Origin of the sequence: Sinorhizobium americanum, from assembly GCF_001651855.1 — a bacterium.
Taxonomy (GTDB): domain Bacteria; phylum Pseudomonadota; class Alphaproteobacteria; order Rhizobiales; family Rhizobiaceae; genus Sinorhizobium; species Sinorhizobium americanum.
Genome location: NZ_LNQC01000081.1, coordinates 1 through 18,139, shown reverse-complemented (window position 1 = coordinate 18,139; position 18,139 = coordinate 1). Strand labels below are relative to the sequence as shown.

Genomic DNA, 18,139 nt, shown 5'->3' with positions numbered 1-18,139 from the left:
ATGACGGACAGATGAAACAGCTCAACGCAAAAATCCAGGACATCCCGCGGGAACCGGTCGCGCCGCTCCTGTCGATCCCGAAGGTGGATATCGCCGTCTTCTGCCGCTCGGAGGCGTTGAAGGAGACGATCGGCTCGGCCGCCGTCGATCGCCGCATGGCGCGCGCCTCCGTGACGGTCAAGGAAGGCGGCCTGAAGGAAGCGACGGCGCTTTACGCGGGTGTCACGTCGCCAAACCTCGTGGTCGTGGAGAACACCGAAGACGAGGAGCGCCTGATGAATGCGCTCGAAGCCCTGGCGGTTGAGTGCGTCACCGGAACCAAGGTCATCGTCGTAGGCTCGTCCAACGACGTGGGACTCTACAAGAGGCTCGTGGATGCGGGCGTCAGCGACTATCTGGTCATGCCGCTCGACCCCATCGACTTCGTGGCGGCGGTGCATCGCTGCTTTCGCGACTCCGTCGAAGAGAAGCTCGGGCGCATCGTCGCCTTTATCGGCGCCAAGGGCGGAACCGGATCGTCGACACTCGCCCATAACGTCGCCTATGCGATGTCGAAGCGCGTCGATGCCGATGTGCTGGTGGCCGACCTCGACCTCCAGTTCGGCACGCTGGGGCTGGATTTCGATGTGGAGGCGGTCCAGGGCATGACCGACATCCTCAGCAGCCCCGAGCGACTGGACGACGTCCTGCTGCGGCGCCTGGCGGTTCCCTATACGGAGCATCTACACCTGCTTCCGACGACCACCGATCTCAACAGGTTCTTCTATCTCAAGGAGGAGCATGTCGATCATCTGCTCGATGTCGCCCGGTCCAGCGCCTGGCAGATCGTCGTCGATCTGCCGCACATCTGGATGCAGTGGACCAGAAAGATCCTGCTTGAGGCCGACGAGATCGTGATCACCGCAACGCCCGACCTCGCCTCGATGCGCAACGTGAAGAACCTAGTCGACCTTTTGAAGAAGGCGCGCCCCAACGATCCGCCGCCGAGACTCGTGCTGAACAGGACGGACACACCGAAGCTCGCCGAGATCAAGCCGAAGGACTTCGTCGCCGCCGTCGGGCTTGAGGAAAGCGTATCCGTTCCCTTCGATCCCCAGCTGTTCGGCAAGGCGGCCAATAACGGCCAGCTGGTCATCGAATCGGCGTCCGAGTCAAAGGCAGGACAGGCGATCGTGTCGCTTGCCTGGCGCGTCGGCGGCACGAGGGAGAGACGGGCGCGGAAGAAAGGTATTGCAGGACTGGTGCAGAGATTCACGCAACGGCGAAAGCAGAAGGCAGCGGCGGGGCTTCGCAAGAAGGCGCAGGAGCTGAAGAAGTCAGAGGCCGGCGCTTCGGCCGTGGAATTTGCGCTGTTTGCACCGGTGCTGGCACTGGGCCTCGTCGCCATGGCCGACGTGGCACTGGCGCTCCACGAGCGGATGACGATCGACCACGTGCTTCGGGCCGGGGCGCAAGCCGCCATGGCCGATCCCGGGGCGACGCAGGTCGATAAGGTGCTGCAGTCGACCCTGGCGCAAAGCGCGACGCCGGCCAATGTCGCCCTGGCGCCGGTACAGCGTTACTGCGCCTGCCCGGAAAACGCCAATGTCAACCCTGAGGCCGCGCCGCAATGCGGGACGACACCCTGCGCAAATTCGGCGCAGCAGCTGGTCTTCTATCGTCTCCAAGCGGCGAAGAATTACCAGCCCATGTCCCTGCCGGAGGCGCTCCCGCCCTTCCAGCTCAACTCCTCGATGCAGGTGCAGGTCCGATGACGCGGTCGTTGCGCATCCTTCGTCGCGCCTGGCGCAGTCAGTCCGGTGCGACGGCGGTCGAGTTCGCAATCGTCTGTTTTCCCCTGCTTCTGCTGATCCTTGGCGTCGTCGAGTTCGGCCGCGCCTTTTACGTGCGCAACGACCTGTCCTATGCCGCCGACTTTGCCGCCCGGCAGGTGCTTATAGGCCAGATCGCGCGCGATGCGCCGGACAGCGAAGCGCAATCGAAACTGGCGAACGCCGTCCGCGACAAGTTCGACAGCGGCGATCCCGATCTGCTGCAAATTGCCGTCAGCAAGCAAACGGTCGACGGCATCGATTTTCGTGTCCTGTCGATCCGCTATCCATTCCGGTTCTTCGTCCCCGGGCTGGCCGAGACTCCGTTCAGCCTCGGCCTTTCCCGGCGTATCCCGATCGGCTGAGTGTATTGGTCGCTGTCATTGTTCGCCCCCTTCGTCGAGCGGCGGAGCGCTCGGCGGAGGAGGCGCCGTCGTTTCATCGCTGGGCTGAATCGGGTCGCAATGTTCCGTGCAGCTATAGGTCGATCGCCCGCCGCCGCCGTGCACGGTGACTAGGCGGCCGCCCGCTGCGACGACATCGAGGACGATGTTGGCAACCTCTCCGCCTTGGGCATCCATGACAATGAGGTTGGTCGAGCCGGGCGTCTTGCCGGTCAGGATGACCGTCTTGTCGTCGCTGAGCGTCGCGTGGGCGATGGCGGGATTGCCGATGATGAGCGTGCTCGCCGGTCGGGCGAGGATCAGTGGCCTCGCAAAATCGACAATGACCCTGACGACGCCCTCGGTCTGGCGGCTAGGCTCCAGGGCCGTGGACGGGGGGCTCTCTTCCGCCGCCTGCGCCGCGCTAAGGACGGTACAGGTCATCAGAGCGAGAACAACCCACCCGGCCCCGTCATGCCTTGGAACCACTCGCATTGTTCGCTCCCGATCTCTGTGAACGGACACACCATCCGTTCGAATAGGCTGGCAAAGCAAGAGGATAGTGCGGCCGGACGATTGGACTAGGCCAACAGGCCGACCTTACCGCGGAAGTGGTATCGGCCATCAGGCTGAATGGATCAAAAGGGTTAATAAAGTCTATATCAAGGCCACACAGCAAGCGGGAAACGAGCAGAAGCCGCCCCGGCCTGTGATGCCGAACTTGGCGTCGGCGCAACCCCAACCCACTCGAAGGATCGTCTCATGAAAAATCTTCTCGTCCGCTTCGTCCGCAACGAATCCGGCGCCACCGCCATCGAATACGGCCTTATCGCAGGCCTCATCGCGGTCGTCATCATCACTGCCGTGCAGACCGTCGGCACCGACATCGGCGCCAAGTTCACCGCCATCTCGACGGCCCTCTAAGGCGACGACCCCAAGTTACTGCGTCGGTCGCCAAGCGAAGCGGAAGGCACAATCGCCTTCCGCTGTCGCATCTGAAGAGCACAGACATCTCAACGACGAGCGAAGCGACAACGATGTTCGGCAGAAAATCCACCCCGGATCAAAAGGTTACCGAAACGGAAGCGCATGAGGCCGCGCGCGAGGCACACTCCGCCGTGCCGCGGGAAGTGCCGCGGCTTGCCGAAGTCCCGGCCGTCGCCAAGGCGGAAAAGGCCGACCAGTATTTCAGCTTTAAGAAGGAAATCTTCAGCGCGCTGATCGCCACCATCGACGTGGCGGCGCTGTCGAGCATGGACGGCGATCAGGCGCGCGAGGAAATCGGCGCGATCGTCAACGACATCGTCGCGGCCAAAAAGGCCGGAATTTCCATGGCTGAGCAGAACGAGCTGCTCCGCGACATCTGTAACGACATTCTGGGCTACGGCCCTCTCGAACCGCTGCTCGCACGCGATGATATTGCCGACATCATGGTGAATGGCGCCGAGCAGGTCTTCATTGAGGTCGGTGGCCGGGTGCAGCAGACCGGTATCCGTTTCCGCGACAACGAACAGCTCCTCAACATCTGCCAGCGCATCGTCAGCCAGGTCGGCCGTCGCGTCGACGAAGCAAGCCCGATCTGCGACGCGCGTCTGGCCGACGGCTCGCGTGTCAACGTGATCGCGCCGCCGCTCGCCATCGACGGACCGAGCCTGACGATCCGCAAGTTCAAGAAGGAGAAGCTGAACCTCGACCAGCTGGTGCGGTTCGGCTCAATCTCGTCCGAGGGTGCCGAGATCCTGAAGATCATCGGGCGCGTCCGCTGCAATGTGCTGATTTCCGGTGGAACGGGCTCCGGCAAGACGACGCTTCTGAATTGCCTTACCGGTTACATCGACGACGGCGAACGCATCATCACCTGCGAGGATGCGGCCGAGCTGCAACTGCAGCAGCCGCATGTGGTGCGGCTCGAAACCCGCCCGCCGAATATTGAGGGCCTGGGTGAGATCACCATGCGCAACCTCGTCAAGAACTGCCTGCGCATGCGTCCGGAGCGGATCATCGTCGGCGAAGTGCGCGGGCCCGAGGCCTTCGACCTGCTGCAGGCCATGAACACCGGCCACGACGGCTCGATGGGGACGCTGCATGCCAACTCTCCGCGCGAAGCGATCTCGCGCGTCGAGGCGATGATCACCATGGGTGGCCATTCGCTGCCCGGCAAGGCGATCCGGGAAATGCTGGTTTCATCGGTGGACGTGATCGTCCAGGCGGCGCGCCTGCGCGATGGATCGCGCCGCATCACCCACATCACCGAAGTGCTCGGCATGGAGGGCGACGTCGTGACGACGCAGGATCTCTTCGTCTATGACATTCTCGGAGAGGATGCGAAGGGCAACATCATCGGACGGCACCGCTCCACCGGCATCGGCCGCCCTGCCTTCTGGGATCGCGCCCGCTATTATGGCGAAGAAGCGCGCCTGGCCGCCGCCCTTGACGCGGCCGAGATCAAGGCGGCCGCCTGACGGTCGCTTCGTTGAACTGCCCCGAGCATCTGACAAAGGCTGATACGAACATGCTGAGTGCTTCGTTGTTTCCCGTGCTCATCTTCTTCCTGGCGTCGACCTCCGTCGGCGGCGTGATGCTTGCTGCGCTTTATCCGCGGGCCGCGAAAGCCAGCGCCTATCGGCAGAGGTTTGAGCGCGTCGCCGGACGCACGGAAATCACGGCGACAGAGACGACCGACGAGGAACGCCGCGACCGCCGCCGCTCCGTGGAAAAGACGCTGCGTGAGATAGACGAGCAGCAGAAGGCGCATGCACGCAAGGGCGGCAAGCCGAAGCTCGACGTCAGGCTTCGCCAGGCCGGTCTCGGCTGGTCGATTCGCACCTATTGGTCCGCTTGCGCCGGGTCGGGCCTTGTCACCTATTTTCTGGTGACGCTGCAGGGCCTCGGCGGTCTCACGGCACTGGGCTTCGCCATAGCTGGCGGCCTTTTCCTGCCGCACCTCTATGTGAACGCGAAGCGCAATATGCGGATGAAGCGGTTCGCTGCCGAGTTTCCGAATGCTGTCGACGTGATCGTCCGCGGGCTGAAGGCAGGTCTGCCGATGACCGATTGCCTGCGGGTGATTGCGGCCGAAGCGCAGGAGCCGGTCAAGGGCGAATTCCTCACCATCGCGCAGGACCAGACGCTCGGGCTGCCGGTTGACGAAGCCGTCGAGCGCCTGTGCGATCGCATTCCCTTGTCCGAGGCCAGGTTCTTCGCGATCGTCATCGCAATTCAGAGCCGCACGGGTGGCAGCCTCTCGGAGGCTCTTGGCAACCTTTCCAAGGTGCTGCGCGAGCGCAAGAAGATGAAGGCGAAGATCAAGGCCATGAGCGCGGAGGCGAAATCCTCGGCTGGCATCATCGGCGCGTTGCCGTTCCTGGTCGCCGGCGCCGTGTACCTGACGAGCCCCGACTACATGTCGCTCCTGTTCACCACATTCGCCGGAAAGATGGTGCTTGTCGGCTCGGCCCTGTGGATGAGCATCGGCACGCTCATCATGCGCAAGATGATCAACTTCGATTTCTGAGAAAAGACATGAACCTTGGCGCCCACATCCCCGATCCCGACCAGCTTTCCGCGATGTTGGCTGGCCTTGCCGCCTTTTCCGCCGTCGTGGCGGTTTCCTGGCCCTATGTTTTTCGCGATACGCTGGCCGAGCGGATGCGCAAGGTGGAGGGCGAGCGCGAGCGCATCAGGCAGCGCGAGCGCACTCGGCTGAATGCCGAGAAGAGCAAAGTTTCCCTGCGCGTAGAGCCCAGGCGCTTCTTCCAGGCGATCGTCGAACGCTTCAACCTTGCCAAGCAGGCGGAGGATGGCGATATCCTCCGCATGCTGAGCATGGCGGGCTACCGCGGCTACGCGCCGGTGACGACCTTCCTTGCCTTCAGGCTGATAGCGCCACTCGTGCTCTTCGCCGCTTGCCTCATCTATATCTTGCTCGTGCTTCGGCCCGAGGCGCCGTTGCTTGTCGTCATCGCGGTGGCCGGCGCGATGGGTTCGCTCGGCTATTTCGCGCCAACGATTTTCATCCGGAACAGAATTACCAAGCGCCAGCAAGCGATCCGCCGCTCGTGGCCGGAGGCGCTTGACCTGTTGTTGATCACCGTCGAATCCGGCATGGGCATCGAAAGCGCCTTTCGCAAGGTGGGCGAAGAGATTGGCGCGCAATCGCCCGAAGTCGCGGAGGAGATCCTGCTCACTACGGCGGAACTCTCCTATCTCCAGGACCGGCGGCAGGCCTTCGAGAACCTGGGGCAAAGGACGGGCGTCGACGGGGTCCGCGCCGTGGTGACCAGCCTGATCCAGGCGGAGAAATATGGAACGCCGCTTGGTCAGGCGCTGCGGGTGATGGCGCAGGAGAACCGCGACATGCGCATGAGCGACGCGGAGAAGAGAGCCGCCGCACTTCCCCCGAAGCTAACCGTGCCGATGATCCTGTTTTTCCTGCCTGTTCTGTTCGCGGTGATCGTCACGCCGGCGGCCATTCAGATCATGAGTGTGTAGGTCGATTTAAGGACACATCCAGTAGAGTTGGGGTGGGCGAGCGCGGCGCTGCGTGTCGAGTTCGACGCGTAGCGCCGCAACTCTCTTTCAAGGCTCGTGCGTTCCGCTCGTAAGAGCAGTGATCTTCCCGGCTATATCGTCGAGGGGCAGAACGAAATCGACGAGACCGGCCGCGATCGCCGATTTCGGCATGCCGAAGACGACGGAGCTTTCTTCATCCTGCGCAATCACCTTCCCGCCCGCAACATGCAGCGCCCGAAGGCCCTCGGTGCCGTCTTCGCCCATGCCCGTCAAGATGACGGCAAGCGACTCGTCCTTGAAAGCGCGAGCGATCGAACCGAATAGATAGGATCCGGACGGCTTGAAGCCCTGGATGGGATCCTCGTCCACGACCCGCAGGCGCGATCTGCCGGAGACGCCGAGCTGGTAGCCATCAGGGGCGAGGTAAACTGTGCCTGGCCGCAGCCGTTCGCCATTCGCGCCAACTTTTACCCGGAGCGCAATCGTCGCATTGAGGGACGTAGCAACGCCTTCGATGAAGCCGTTCGACATATGCTGCACGACGAGGATGGGTGCGGGGAAATCGGCGGACAGGTCCTTCAATATCGAGCGGATCGCGGCAGGCCCTCCCGTGGAGGCAGCGATGCCCACGATCGCGAGCTGGGTGTTGGCCGCAGGCTGCGGCGCCTCCTTGCGCTGGTGATCGCCGCGCCCTTTCTTGCGCCATTGACGAACGACCTTCACCTGCGCCATGGCCTTGATCGTCGACAGGAACTTCTCCTCCATGGCTGCTTTCTCGAGCGACGTGCCGGATGCAGTCGGCGAAGGGATGACCGCGAGCGCGCCCGAGTCGAGCGCGCGCGAGGCCATGACTCCCAGGTGCGAACCGTCCTGATAGGCCACCATGACGACTGGCGTCGGTGCGGTGATCATGATCTCCTTGACGGTTTCGGCGGTGCCGTCGTCGCGCAGCTCCACTGCAACAATGTCCGGCAAAAGCTTGCCGGCCATCTTCACCGCGTCCTTGCCGCTTCTTGCGACGCCTATGAGCTCGACGGAGGCGTCGCCGAGAGTCGTCCTTCTGACGAGATTTTCAAGATCGGGCGTCGATGTCGCAAGAAGAATACGCGTCATCCTCGTCCTCACACGACCCGGCGCATCGTCTCCAGGAAGTCCTGCGCATCGAACTGGTCCTTTCTCAGATAGGCATTTGCGCCGGCACGCAGCCCCCGCACCTTGTCTTCGAGCGCTTCCCGACCGGTGACGAGGACGACGGGCGTGTTGGTGAAACGATCCGACCGACGAATGGCCTCGGTCAGTTCGAAGCCGTTCATCGACGGCATGTCGACGTCCGCGACGACCATATCGGCGCCTTCGTCAATAAGCTGCTCCCAAGCCTCCCGGCCATTGCTTGCCATCGCCACATTATACCCCGCGCCCTCGAGGATCAGCTTCACCAGAGTTCGGACGTATTTTGAATCGTCCACGACGAGCACCTTGCGCCGCGCGGCCGGAATTGGCCGGGGCATGCGTGCGCCGTCCATTGATCGCACCCGGGCGGCGGCCTCGGCGAGTGCTGCAACGTTCAGCAGGAGGGCGATGCGCCCGTCGTCCAGGACCATGCCAGCGCTATAGCGACGAACCTTCGCAAGCCGCGGACCGAGCGGGCGGGCGAGAAGCTCCCGCTCCCCGGCAACCGCATCGACAAGCACCGCCACTGGTCCGCCCGGAGCGTCGAGCACGACCGCCGGCACGGCATGCCCGATATCGGAGCGACCCGACCGCACCCCGAGCCAATCGGCGAGATCCACGAAAGGCATCGGACCGGTCGGGGTGCTGAGGATGTCCCTCCCCTCAGACGTTGCAAAGTCTTGCGCATGAACGCGCATCACCCGCTGGACCGATGCCGTGTCGATCGTGAACACATGCTCCCCTGCCATGACCTCCAGTACACGCACCATCGCAAGAGTCAGAGGAAGCGTAAGGGTAAAGGCGGCCCCTCCCGTCGACACTTGCGAAACCTCCGCGGTACCTCGCAGTGTTTCGACATTGCGTTTGACGATGTCGAGGCCTATCCCGCGACCCGACAGGCTGGTGACCGTCGCCGACGTCGATACGCCCGGCTCGAAGACACGCCTCAGGAGCTCCGCTTCGTCTTTCGCCTCTTTCAGATGTTCGCCCGCCGCGTTGCTGAGCCGGACTACATCCAATCCGCGGCCGTCGTCCTCAACGCGCACCTGCATCCGATCTCCCGATATGGCCGCTGCAATGAGGACTCTTCCCCTCTCCGGCTTTCCCGCCTTTCGGCGTTCCTCGGGCGACTGTATGCCATGTGCAACCGCATTGCGCACGAGATGGCGAAGCGAGTCCTGCAGACCCGAAAGAATGGAACGGTCGATCTCGATCTCTCCACCCCTGATTTCCAGTTCCGCCGATTTCCCCGATGCGACCGCCATGTCCCGTACGACCCGGTCGAGCCCCTTGCAGGCTTCGACGAAAGGTTGCGTGCGTGCGTGCCGTACCTCGTGATCGAGTGCTGTCGCGGCACTCTGCATCAGTCTCATATCCCGGCGCAGCGATGTCGCAAGCTGACGCAGTCCGCTTTCGATATCTGCCGCCAGTGCGGCGGGCTCGGAGCCCATCCCCCGCAGTTTCCTTGCCTGCTCCCGCAGCAACGCTGCATCCTCCGTGTGGCGCCGAATGACCGCGTTGAAGCTGAGCAATTCGCCACTCCTGTAGAGAAGCGCATCCAGTCGATCGGCGGAGACGCGCATGGAGCCGTCGGTATCGCCGGTGCGAACGGGCACCTGCGCCGTCTGCCGCGGATTCGACTTGCCGCTGGGGCCATCAGCCCCTGTCGCCACGGCAGACTTCAGGTCATCGATCACGCTCTCGCCGTGCGCCGGCGAGGGTATCTCGCCAATCTCCAGGAGACGGCCCGCGTCCTGGATTGCGTCGGCGGCCGACAGAAGCAGCTCGAGCTTGGCTCTGTCGAGCACCAGCTGTGCATTCATCGCGATCGAGAGTATCTCTTCCATCCAGTGACAAATCGCTTCCACGCCTCGCACTTGAAGCAGGCCGGCGGCGCCCTTGAGGCTATGCACCGTTCTTAAAAGCTGCTCCTGCAGGCGGAGTTTCTCGTCGGCTTCGCCGGCGTCCTCGATGGCGAGCAAAGCCTGCTCGATGTCGGACGCACGTTCCCCCACTTCCTGGGTGAACATCTGCAGCAATTCGCGGTCGAATTGGTCGGATTTGGTCATGTCAGCTACCATGGTCGGCGAGCATTTCCTTGAGCCTGGAGCCGAGTTCGTTCAGATCTTTCGCGGCCTCTTCCGCTTGCCGGATCGCCGAAAGGTTCTGGCTGCTCGCTTGCTCGATGTAGTGCATCGCATCGTGAATCTGCTTCATGCCCGCTCGTTGCTGGCCGGCCGAGGCGGCGATCTGGGCGACCGACCGTGCGGAATCGGCAACGATCGCCTCGAGCTGCCGGATCGTTTCGCCCGCTTCGTTCACCGTCTCGAGGGCGCGGCTGACACTCTTCGTGCCATCCTCGGCGCCAATGACCGCCGCATTGGTCGCTTTCTGGATTTCCATCAGAATTCGACGCACCCGAGTGGTCGCGGACTTCGACTGGTCAGCAAGTGTCCTGATCTCACTGGCAACGACGCTGAATCCCCTCCCGTGCTCGCCTGCGCGGGACGCCTCGATGGCCGCGTTCAGCGCCAACAGGTTGGTCTGGTCGGCGATCTCGGCGACGACCGTGACGATCTCACCGATTTCCAGGCTATTTTCTGCCAGGGATAGAATGTCCCCGGCAATCGCTTCGGTGCGGGCGCTCACCGCTTTCATCACATGCACGGTATCGTCGAGCGCTCTGCGGCCGTCATTGCTGATCCTGACGGCCTGGTCATAGGAGCCGGCAACCTGCTGCGCGCGCTGCGCCGCCTGTTCCGACGTCTGCAGCACCTCATCGACGCTCGTAACGGTCTGGGCCACCGCCGAGGATTGCTCACGCATGCCTTCGACCTGTTGCGTGGTTCCGGCAAGGATTTCGGCAGCGGACGACGAAAGATGTTGCGCCGTGTCCGAGATCGTGGCGAGCAGCTCTTCGAGCCTCTCCCTGCTGCTCCGTTCGCTGTCGATCATCCCGGCAAGCCTCCCCGTCATTGCATTGAAGGAGAAGCCGAGGACAGCGAGTTCGTCACTGCCTTCTACGGCGGCCTTCTGCGTCAGGTCGCCGGCGCTGACCCTTTCCGCCTGGCCGGCGAGCGCTCGCGTACGGCGGACGAGGCGGCGCGCGACCCGCAGCACGTGGAGAAGCATCAGAACGGCGAGGACGGCAAAACCCAGTTGCAGCAACTGAGAGCGCTGGAGCCGGGCCACTCCCGCCTGCTCGATCCGATTGATCAGTTCGTCCATGCCCGCCGCAAAGTCTCTGATCCTTGGATCGAGTTCATCCAGTGCCGCGGGACCGAGTGGCCCGCCGGCGATCGTGCTCTCGAGCGCTGGCCGCACCTGCTCCCGCCATTGTTGGCGGGTTTGCTCGAGCTGCGCGAGGGCGGCAGGATCCGTCATTGCCTCGAGTCCGAATCTTTCGTCTCCATCGGCCAGACTGGCAAGCAGTCGCTCATTGCGCTCCACCAGGCCGCGCAGCTCATCGGCAGCAGCGATCCGGGCGGGGCCTTCCGCTCTTTCCAGGCGACTGGCGACGTAAATCAGCTGATAGGCAAGGCGCTGCTTGCCCAGCGATGATGTCGCCGCAAGATCGGCTCGCACCCGCTGCAGGGCAACCGAGCTCGACCCGACGAGCAGCGCCGAAGCGGCCGCGAACAGCAGCATGGCCAAGCCCAAGGTGCCGTAGAGACTATTCGTCAATCGCGGGCTCATGGATTTCGGTCCTTTCCGTCTCACCGGTGGCGATCATCTGCTCGTCCTCGAGGAAGAAGCGGCGATCGTTCAAGAGAAGGTGGCCGTCCAGAAGGACGATGCCGGCGTCCGTCGTGGCGCAATCGAAGGATCCGTCGCCCTTACCGCGCTCCGCCGCAGCGAATTCCTCCAGTGGAAGCGCCACGATTTCGGGAACGGAATCGGACAGGATCAAGAATTCGGAATGCGCCTGCCCGCATACAATGGCCCAGTCGCTGGCGCTGCCGGCCGATCGCGGGAGGTCGAACAATCTGCTGAGGTCGAAGGCAGGGAGCAACTCACCGCGCAGATCATAGACGCCACAGGCGTGCGAGGGCATTACGGGAAGCGGACTGACGCGTGCCTTCGAAACGATCTCGCAAACAAAGCGTATCTCTAACGCAAACCGCCGATCCGATAACATGAAGGTCACAAGGCCGACTGTCTGCTCATCGCTCGGGCCTGCGAATGCATCGCCGGTCGATAGTGGTGATTGCTCGTACTGCGCCGCTTTCTGTGCCGTTTCCAAAAGCGCTTCGGTCTGTTCGATCGCTGCCTCCATGCGTCTTCTGACCGCGATCCAGTCGACCGGATGAGCGGCGGGCCGGGAAAGCATCGTCATCGGCTTCCGCTCCCCAGAGGTCGGCGGATCTTGCCGATCTCCCGCCGTGCGCGCTCAACCAGATCTCCAGCCGTCGCGTTTGCCATCAGCGAGACGCGTTCCTGTGGCGGACGAGAGAGGCAGGACTGCAGCACGTTTTCGAGAGCACGCAAGGACGCTTCAGGGTCGCTGTGCTGGAGGCAGATCCCGAGGAAGAACTGCGCGGCTGACAGAGTGCTGTCCAGGTAGACGACCCGTCGCAGTGCCGCCGCAGCCGCGTCGGTCTCACCGTCGGCCAACTGGGAGAGCCCCTGCAGGAAATGCAGTTCCGCTGAGAGCGGATGACTTTCAATCGCCTGCGCAGCGAGGCACGCAGCTTCGCGGGTTTCACCCATGTCGTAACGCGCGCGGATATTCCGGGCAATGGCTCTGGAGGCCTGGTCGCCGGGCGCTTTCTGCGCATCCGTGACGCAAGCTTGAGCGGCCGCCGTGCGGGTAACGGGTTTCTTGGGCTGGCCTTGCGCGGAGACGATGCCTGAGGTCGGGCTCTTGCGAACGCCTCGATGAACTATCATGCGCCGGTAGACAACCCCTGCCGGCGTGATGCCCGTTTCGAACGGGGCGTACTTCCACAAGGGCGGATCGGTCGGCGCCGTCAACAGCCAGCCGCCATCCGCAAGGCAGGCGAATAGCTGCCGTGCAATCCGACGTACTTTACTCGCGTCGAGATAGACGAGAACGTTGCGACAAAGGATCAAGCCGAAGTCTGCCAACCCCCTTTCCGGGGCCGGAAGGTCGGCTTCGCCAAGATTGAGGACAGCGAAATCGACCTGCCGGCGCAGTCGGTCGTTCAGTCGAAAGCGATCCTCACATGCGGTGAAGTATCTCTCCTTCAGCTTGCTGTCCGTGTTCCTCAACGACCATTCGCCATACTCGGCGGCCCTGGCCGTGCCGAGCGCCCTTCTCGAGATGTCCACTGCACATATTCGAACCTCTTCCGAGAGACCTTCCTCGTCGCAGAGAATGGCCAGGGAGTAAGGCTCCTCCCCCGTTGCACAGCCGACGCTCCAGATCCGGGTAGGCCCGCCGTCGGTCCGCCGCGTGAGTTCGGGAAGAATTTCCTGCCGTATCAGCTGGAATTGCTCGGGGTCTCGAAAGAAGTGCGTTTCTCCGACCGTGACCGCAGCGATGACGTCGTCGGCCAAATCCTGATCCAGCCCAAGCCGGAGAAGAAGCAGGCTGCTGTCGTCGATGCCGCGCCGCGCCATGATCCGGGCGATCGCCGAGGCCACGGACCCTTTTCGCGATGCGGGAACGCTCAGGCCGACCCTGCAGGCGACCTCGTCGGCAAGCTTGGACGGAAGCGCGTGGCCAGTCACCGAACGCCTCCTGCCTCGATCGCCGCAGCGGCGCAAAGAGGCCCTCTGGATAAGCTGGCTATGGAACCGGGCTGCCGCATTTTTGTCCCTCGATTCATGGCTCTGCCCTCGTCAGTACGTCCTCACATGCATTTGGGCTATTCGGCCGGATGGATTAGAAGGCGGCCTGTCCGGCCGGACTAGTGCGGGCTCCCGGTCATGGGTAAGAGGCGCGCCCCTGCGGCAGCGGCCTCCTGACGGTTCCTCACCCGCAAACTCCGGAACAGTGCTGCCATGTGGATCTTCACCGTACCCTCGCCGAGTTTCAGCTTGCGAGCGATCTCCTTGTTCGAGAATCCCTCGACGAGAAGCAGGAGGACCTCGCGCTGCCTCGGCGTCAGGAACTCGATTGTACGATGACTTCGTGCGTCCTGGTTTCCGCGGGTGACCTGAGGCAACTCTACTTCCTCGGGAGGGGCAGGACGGCCCGCTATGGATGGCGGTACGTAAACAGCGCCGTTGAGGATCGAGCCGATTGCTTCGGCCAGTTCGCTCGCCCCGAGCCCCTTCGGCACATACCCGTTTATGCCGGCAGTCAGGGCAGACAGGATGTCCGACCGGCGCGACGACGCCGATACGACGGCGACCTTCAGATCCGGATGGACGTCGCGAACGGCCGCAAGGCTCGCCGCACTTTGCATTCCCGGCATAGCCAAATCGAACAAGGCGAGCGATATGTCCTCGTGCTCACTGAGCCTTTCGATAGCTTCATCAAGCGAACCGGTTTCGATGATTCCGGTGAAGTGCAATTTGCTCTTCAGGATAAAACCCAGCGCGATCCGGAAGAATTCATCATCATCGGCTATAAGTGCGACGCGTGAGGTATTCATTACACTTCCCTCGCCGGTTGTCTGGCGCTTAAAGGCCTTCTATTCGGCCCGCTGGCAGGTCTGCAACTAACGATCGTCTCAGCGAATGCGTTCCCGTCATTGCCAATCAATGCGCGGTAGTACCAAAATTGTGCCACACACGCCTTGAGAGGTGTAGGGCTAAATGCTGCTGCTACCACTCAGGACTGTTCGCAAAACGTTCGTAAACGGGTGATGCGCCGCCCTTTTCGAGCGGTCCGTCAATCAATTTTGAGACTTCCGACGCAGGCAGGGGACGCGAGAAGATATACCCCTGCACCTCATGAAATCCTTCGGCGTTCACGATCGCCAGTTGATCCTCGGTCTCAATGCCCTCGATCGTCGTCGTCATGCCCAGGCTGTGGCCTAGGCCCGCGACGGCCTTGACGATGGCGAGCGACTCTCTGCCATGCGGCAGATCGCGGACGAAGGCTTGATCCACCTTGATCTTGTCGAAAGGAAAAGTTCGCAGATAACCGAGGGATGAATAGCCCGTGCCGAAGTCGTCCATTGCGATTTTCACACCGAGGCTGCGCAACTCCTGGAGCAGTTGGAGATTGTGTTCGCTCTCATCGAGCAGAACCGATTCCGTGATCTCTAATTGCAACCGCGCGGGCGTCAGGCGAGAGGCCGAAAGGGCATCGGCCACCGCCTTGACGAGGTTGCGATGCTTGAACTGGACCGGGGAGAGGTTGATCGCAATGCTGACGTGCTCCGGCCATTGTGCGGCCTGGCGACAGGCTTGATTGAGAATCCACTCGCCGATCGGCACGATCAGACCGGTCTCTTCGGCAATGGGGATGAACTCCGAAGGAGCAACCATACCTCTCTCGGGATTGCGCCACCGCAAGAGCGCTTCGCAGCCCGTTACGCGGCGCGAGCTCAAGCTTACCAACGGTTGGTAATGCAGCTCGAATTCGTTCCTTTCCAGCGCACCTCTGAGCGCGATCTTTACCTGCTGGTGCGCTTGCAACTGCGCATGCATGGCCACGTCGAAACGCTTGTAAGTGCCGCGGCCGCTGGACTTGGCGTTGTAGAGGGCGATGTCGGCGGCCTTGATCAATTCATCCGCGGAAGATCCGTCATCCGGCGCAAAAGCGATGCCGATGCTCGCCCCGATAGTGGCGCTGACGCCCTCTATTGTGAACGGCTCGCAAAGCGTGTCGATAATCCTCTGGGCGAGACGAACGGCCTCGTTAAAACTCGTCGCGAGAGGACGTATGATGGCAAATTCATCCCCCCCGAGGCGCGCGACGACGTCGATTGGTCTCACAGACTGGACGAGCCGCGCTGAAACCTGGCGCAGCAAAGCGTCGCCAGCGGGATGTCCAAGCGTATCGTTGATTGCCTTGAAACCGTCGAGGTCCAGGCACAGCACAGCCATGCGGCCGGCGGCACCCTTTTCACTGAGAGCCCGCTCAAAGCACTCTCGGAAGAACATCCTATTTGCCAACCCGGTTAGCATGTCGTGCCTGGCCAAATGGGCCATCTGCTTCTGGGCGAGCAACTTGTCCTCCTCTGCCCGGCGGTGCTCCGTTATGTCTCTGCAGAAAATGGAAATGCCGTCTTGCGTCGGGGAAGCATTTGCTTCGATCCAGCGATCGAGGGACGGCAAGTAGTCCTCGAAGAAGGAACGGACACGGCGGTCCATGACCTCTTGGCAATGCTTGGCAAAGTTCCCCCTTTTTTCTTTTGGGAACTGTTTCCAGAAGACTTTCCCCAACGACTCGTCGCCGATCCGCAAAAGCCTTCTGGCGTTCTCGTTCAAATAGCGGATGCGCCACTGGGGATCGAGGAGCATGACGCTATCCATGGTGCTCTCGAGAACCGAGGAAAGCTGATCAGCCGCCGCTTCCGCCGTCCTTTGTGCGCGCGCGATTTCGTCGCTGGCGCGCTTCGCATCGGTAATGTCGCGCCAGATCGAAAGCATTCGGGCCGGGTTTCCTTCGCGCCCGATGATGGGGGCTGCGATCACGTCCATGCATCTTTCTTTGCCCTCGGCATCCCGGATCGTAATCTCGAAACGGGCAGTCTCGCCGACTCTCACCTTTGCCCAGCCTTCTCGGACCTTTTTTGCATCGGACTCCTTCCCGATAACATCCCATGTTGTTCTTGTGAGCGGCGCTGCGTCCGCCAGCCCGAAGATTCGCCGGCCAGCCTTGTTCATGAGCAACGGTCGCCCTTCGAGATCGAGCACGCGTACACAGTCGGGACTGCTGTCGAAAATGCTCCGGATGAACGCTTGTGATTCCTGTTGGGCGAGCTCGGCGGCGCGGCGTTCGGTGATGTCGAGCACCGAGCCGACATATCCGAGGAACGTTCCATCGTCTGAAAAACGGGGTTGGCCGACATCGATCACCCACGCCCAGCTTCCATCGGCCCGCCGCAATCGGTATTCGCTTCGCACCGGTGCCTTTCCCGACGTCGCGCTGAAGAATGCTTCCTGCACTTTGTCGCGGTCGTCGGGGTGGATCACATCGACCCACCCGAACCCGAGGGCCTCGGCTTCCGTTTGTCCGGTGGTTTCCAGCCACAAGCGGCTGAAAAAACTCGTATCGCCCGATGGATCGGCTACCCAGATCATCACCGGTGCGTCATCGGCGATTGCCCGGAAACGCGCCTCGCTTTCGCGCAACGCTTCAGTCGCGCGACGTCTTTCATCGACGTCCTCCAGGACACCGTACCAACGCGCGATTTCTCCCGTGGCAGCGTGCTTGGCGACCGCCCTGGCTCGGACCCAGCGATAACGACCAGTTGCGGTCAAGAGGCGGTATTCGACATTGAGCGGATCGCCACCCGAAAGAGAACTTTGCCATTGCTGGCGGACCATAGCCGCGTCGTGCGGATGCACGGCTTTTGCCCAACCGCTTCCAAGGGTTTCCTTTTCGCTCAACCCGGTGAACTCGGTCCAGCGCGGGCCGACGTCCAATACCGCTCCCGTCGGACCCGCGGTCCAGGGAACTTGCGGATGAAGGTCGATGAGCGAGCGGTAATGATCTTCTCTTGCCCGTAGCGCCTCTTCGGCCTCGCGCAGTTTCGTGACGTCGACAATCACCGCGACCAGGAACCTTTCCTCGGTCAGGCCGGCCGGTATGCGCACGCAGCGGTTCTTGATCAGGAACGTCCCGGTGGCGCCATCCGCTGTGGTGATCTGCGCTTCGACATGGTGCTCCTCGCCCGTGGAGAGCACGGCCCGGTCGATAGAAATGATCCTCTCGGCCTTCTCCTTGGGCAGAATGTCGTGATCGGTACGCCCCAGGAGTTCATCGCAGCGGCGACCGAGGATCTCGCACCCCGCGCTGTTCACGTAAATGAACCGCGAGCGATCGTCCTTGACAATCACCGGTTCAGCGATGCCGTCCATCAGACACTGGAAGAAATCATGAGACTTCTTGGACGAACGTTCTGGCGGAGCGTTCATGTCACCGGCTCTTCGACTGGTTGGCGACAGACCCTCCCGCTACAGTGGAGCCCCCGCCTGGTTGCGCAACCTAGTTTAACTATTTTCGCCCGCAAGTGGTTCCCAAGTGGTACGCTCATTTTGTCGCTCGGGGGGGCGCCGGTGCGCGGAAACCCGACGCGCAGCGGTCGCGCGGGGCAGGAACGCAAAAAGGGCTCCGAGAATCTCGGAGCCCTTGATGTTGCTTGTGATTTGGTTGCGGGGGCAGGATTTGAACCTGCG

General features: G+C 62.3%; 14 protein-coding genes. 6 read left to right on the top strand and 8 right to left on the bottom strand.

The window, feature by feature from the left end; genetic code table 11:
- Positions 1 to 11: 11 nt before the first annotated feature.
- Positions 12 to 1,754 (top strand): AAA family ATPase, encoded by a 1,743-nt coding sequence (locus ATC00_RS28520; protein ID WP_064255280.1) that lies wholly within the window; start codon positions 12 to 14, stop codon positions 1,752 to 1,754.
- A complete protein-coding gene (locus tag ATC00_RS28515) occupies positions 1,751 to 2,176 on the top strand; it encodes a TadE/TadG family type IV pilus assembly protein (protein WP_064255279.1) in 426 nt (141 codons plus the stop codon). The genes ATC00_RS28520 and ATC00_RS28515 overlap by 4 nt, the downstream gene beginning before the upstream one ends.
- A 15-nt stretch (positions 2,177 to 2,191) precedes the next feature.
- Here ATC00_RS28515 and ATC00_RS28510 read toward each other — a convergent pair whose 3' ends face one another.
- Complete coding sequence (locus ATC00_RS28510) at positions 2,192 to 2,689, bottom strand: pilus assembly protein N-terminal domain-containing protein (protein ID WP_064255278.1); 498 nt, start codon at positions 2,687 to 2,689, stop codon at positions 2,192 to 2,194.
- A gap of 267 nt (positions 2,690 to 2,956) precedes the next feature.
- Between ATC00_RS28510 and ATC00_RS28505 the strand changes: the two genes are divergently transcribed.
- The 4 genes from ATC00_RS28505 (at position 2,957) to ATC00_RS28490 (ending at position 6,685) form a co-directional block, all read left to right on the top strand.
- A complete protein-coding gene (locus ATC00_RS28505) occupies positions 2,957 to 3,118 on the top strand; it encodes a Flp family type IVb pilin (RefSeq protein WP_064255277.1) in 162 nt (53 codons plus the stop codon).
- Between the two features lie 113 nt (positions 3,119 to 3,231).
- Entirely contained in the window at positions 3,232 to 4,656 is a 1,425-nt protein-coding gene (locus tag ATC00_RS28500) for a CpaF family protein (protein WP_064255276.1), read from the top strand.
- Between the two features lie 50 nt (positions 4,657 to 4,706).
- Entirely contained in the window at positions 4,707 to 5,708 is a 1,002-nt protein-coding gene (locus tag ATC00_RS28495; protein WP_064255275.1) for a type II secretion system F family protein, read from the top strand.
- An 8-nt stretch (positions 5,709 to 5,716) separates the two neighbouring features.
- Entirely contained in the window at positions 5,717 to 6,685 is a 969-nt protein-coding gene (locus tag ATC00_RS28490; RefSeq protein ID WP_064255274.1) for a type II secretion system F family protein, read from the top strand.
- Between the two features lie 87 nt (positions 6,686 to 6,772).
- Here the strand turns inward: ATC00_RS28490 and ATC00_RS28485 are convergent, their stop codons facing one another.
- From ATC00_RS28485 to ATC00_RS28455, 7 genes are all read right to left on the bottom strand, one after another.
- Positions 6,773 to 7,819, bottom strand: coding sequence for a chemotaxis protein CheB (locus tag ATC00_RS28485; RefSeq protein WP_037387887.1), 1,047 nt, complete (start codon positions 7,817 to 7,819; stop codon positions 6,773 to 6,775).
- A gap of 8 nt (positions 7,820 to 7,827) precedes the next feature.
- Positions 7,828 to 9,945 (bottom strand): hybrid sensor histidine kinase/response regulator, encoded by a 2,118-nt coding sequence (locus ATC00_RS28480; RefSeq protein ID WP_064255273.1) that lies wholly within the window; start codon positions 9,943 to 9,945, stop codon positions 7,828 to 7,830.
- Position 9,946: 1 nt separating this feature from the next.
- Positions 9,947 to 11,572, bottom strand: a complete 1,626-nt coding sequence (locus ATC00_RS28475) for a methyl-accepting chemotaxis protein (protein WP_064255272.1) — start codon at positions 11,570 to 11,572, stop codon at positions 9,947 to 9,949.
- The gene (locus ATC00_RS28470; protein WP_064255271.1) at positions 11,550 to 12,212 is read right to left on the bottom strand and encodes a chemotaxis protein CheW; all 663 of its coding nucleotides are present in this window, start codon (positions 12,210 to 12,212) and stop codon (positions 11,550 to 11,552) included. The genes ATC00_RS28475 and ATC00_RS28470 overlap by 23 nt, the downstream gene beginning before the upstream one ends.
- Positions 12,209 to 13,570 (bottom strand): CheR family methyltransferase, encoded by a 1,362-nt coding sequence (locus ATC00_RS28465; RefSeq protein WP_064255270.1) that lies wholly within the window; start codon positions 13,568 to 13,570, stop codon positions 12,209 to 12,211. The genes ATC00_RS28470 and ATC00_RS28465 overlap by 4 nt, the downstream gene beginning before the upstream one ends.
- Before the next feature lie 179 nt (positions 13,571 to 13,749).
- Positions 13,750 to 14,439 (bottom strand): LuxR C-terminal-related transcriptional regulator, encoded by a 690-nt coding sequence (locus ATC00_RS28460; protein ID WP_037387899.1) that lies wholly within the window; start codon positions 14,437 to 14,439, stop codon positions 13,750 to 13,752.
- 172 nt (positions 14,440 to 14,611) lie between these two features.
- Entirely contained in the window at positions 14,612 to 17,878 is a 3,267-nt protein-coding gene (locus tag ATC00_RS28455; RefSeq protein ID WP_064255269.1) for a PAS domain S-box protein, read from the bottom strand.
- Between the last annotated feature and the right edge of the window lie 261 nt (positions 17,879 to 18,139).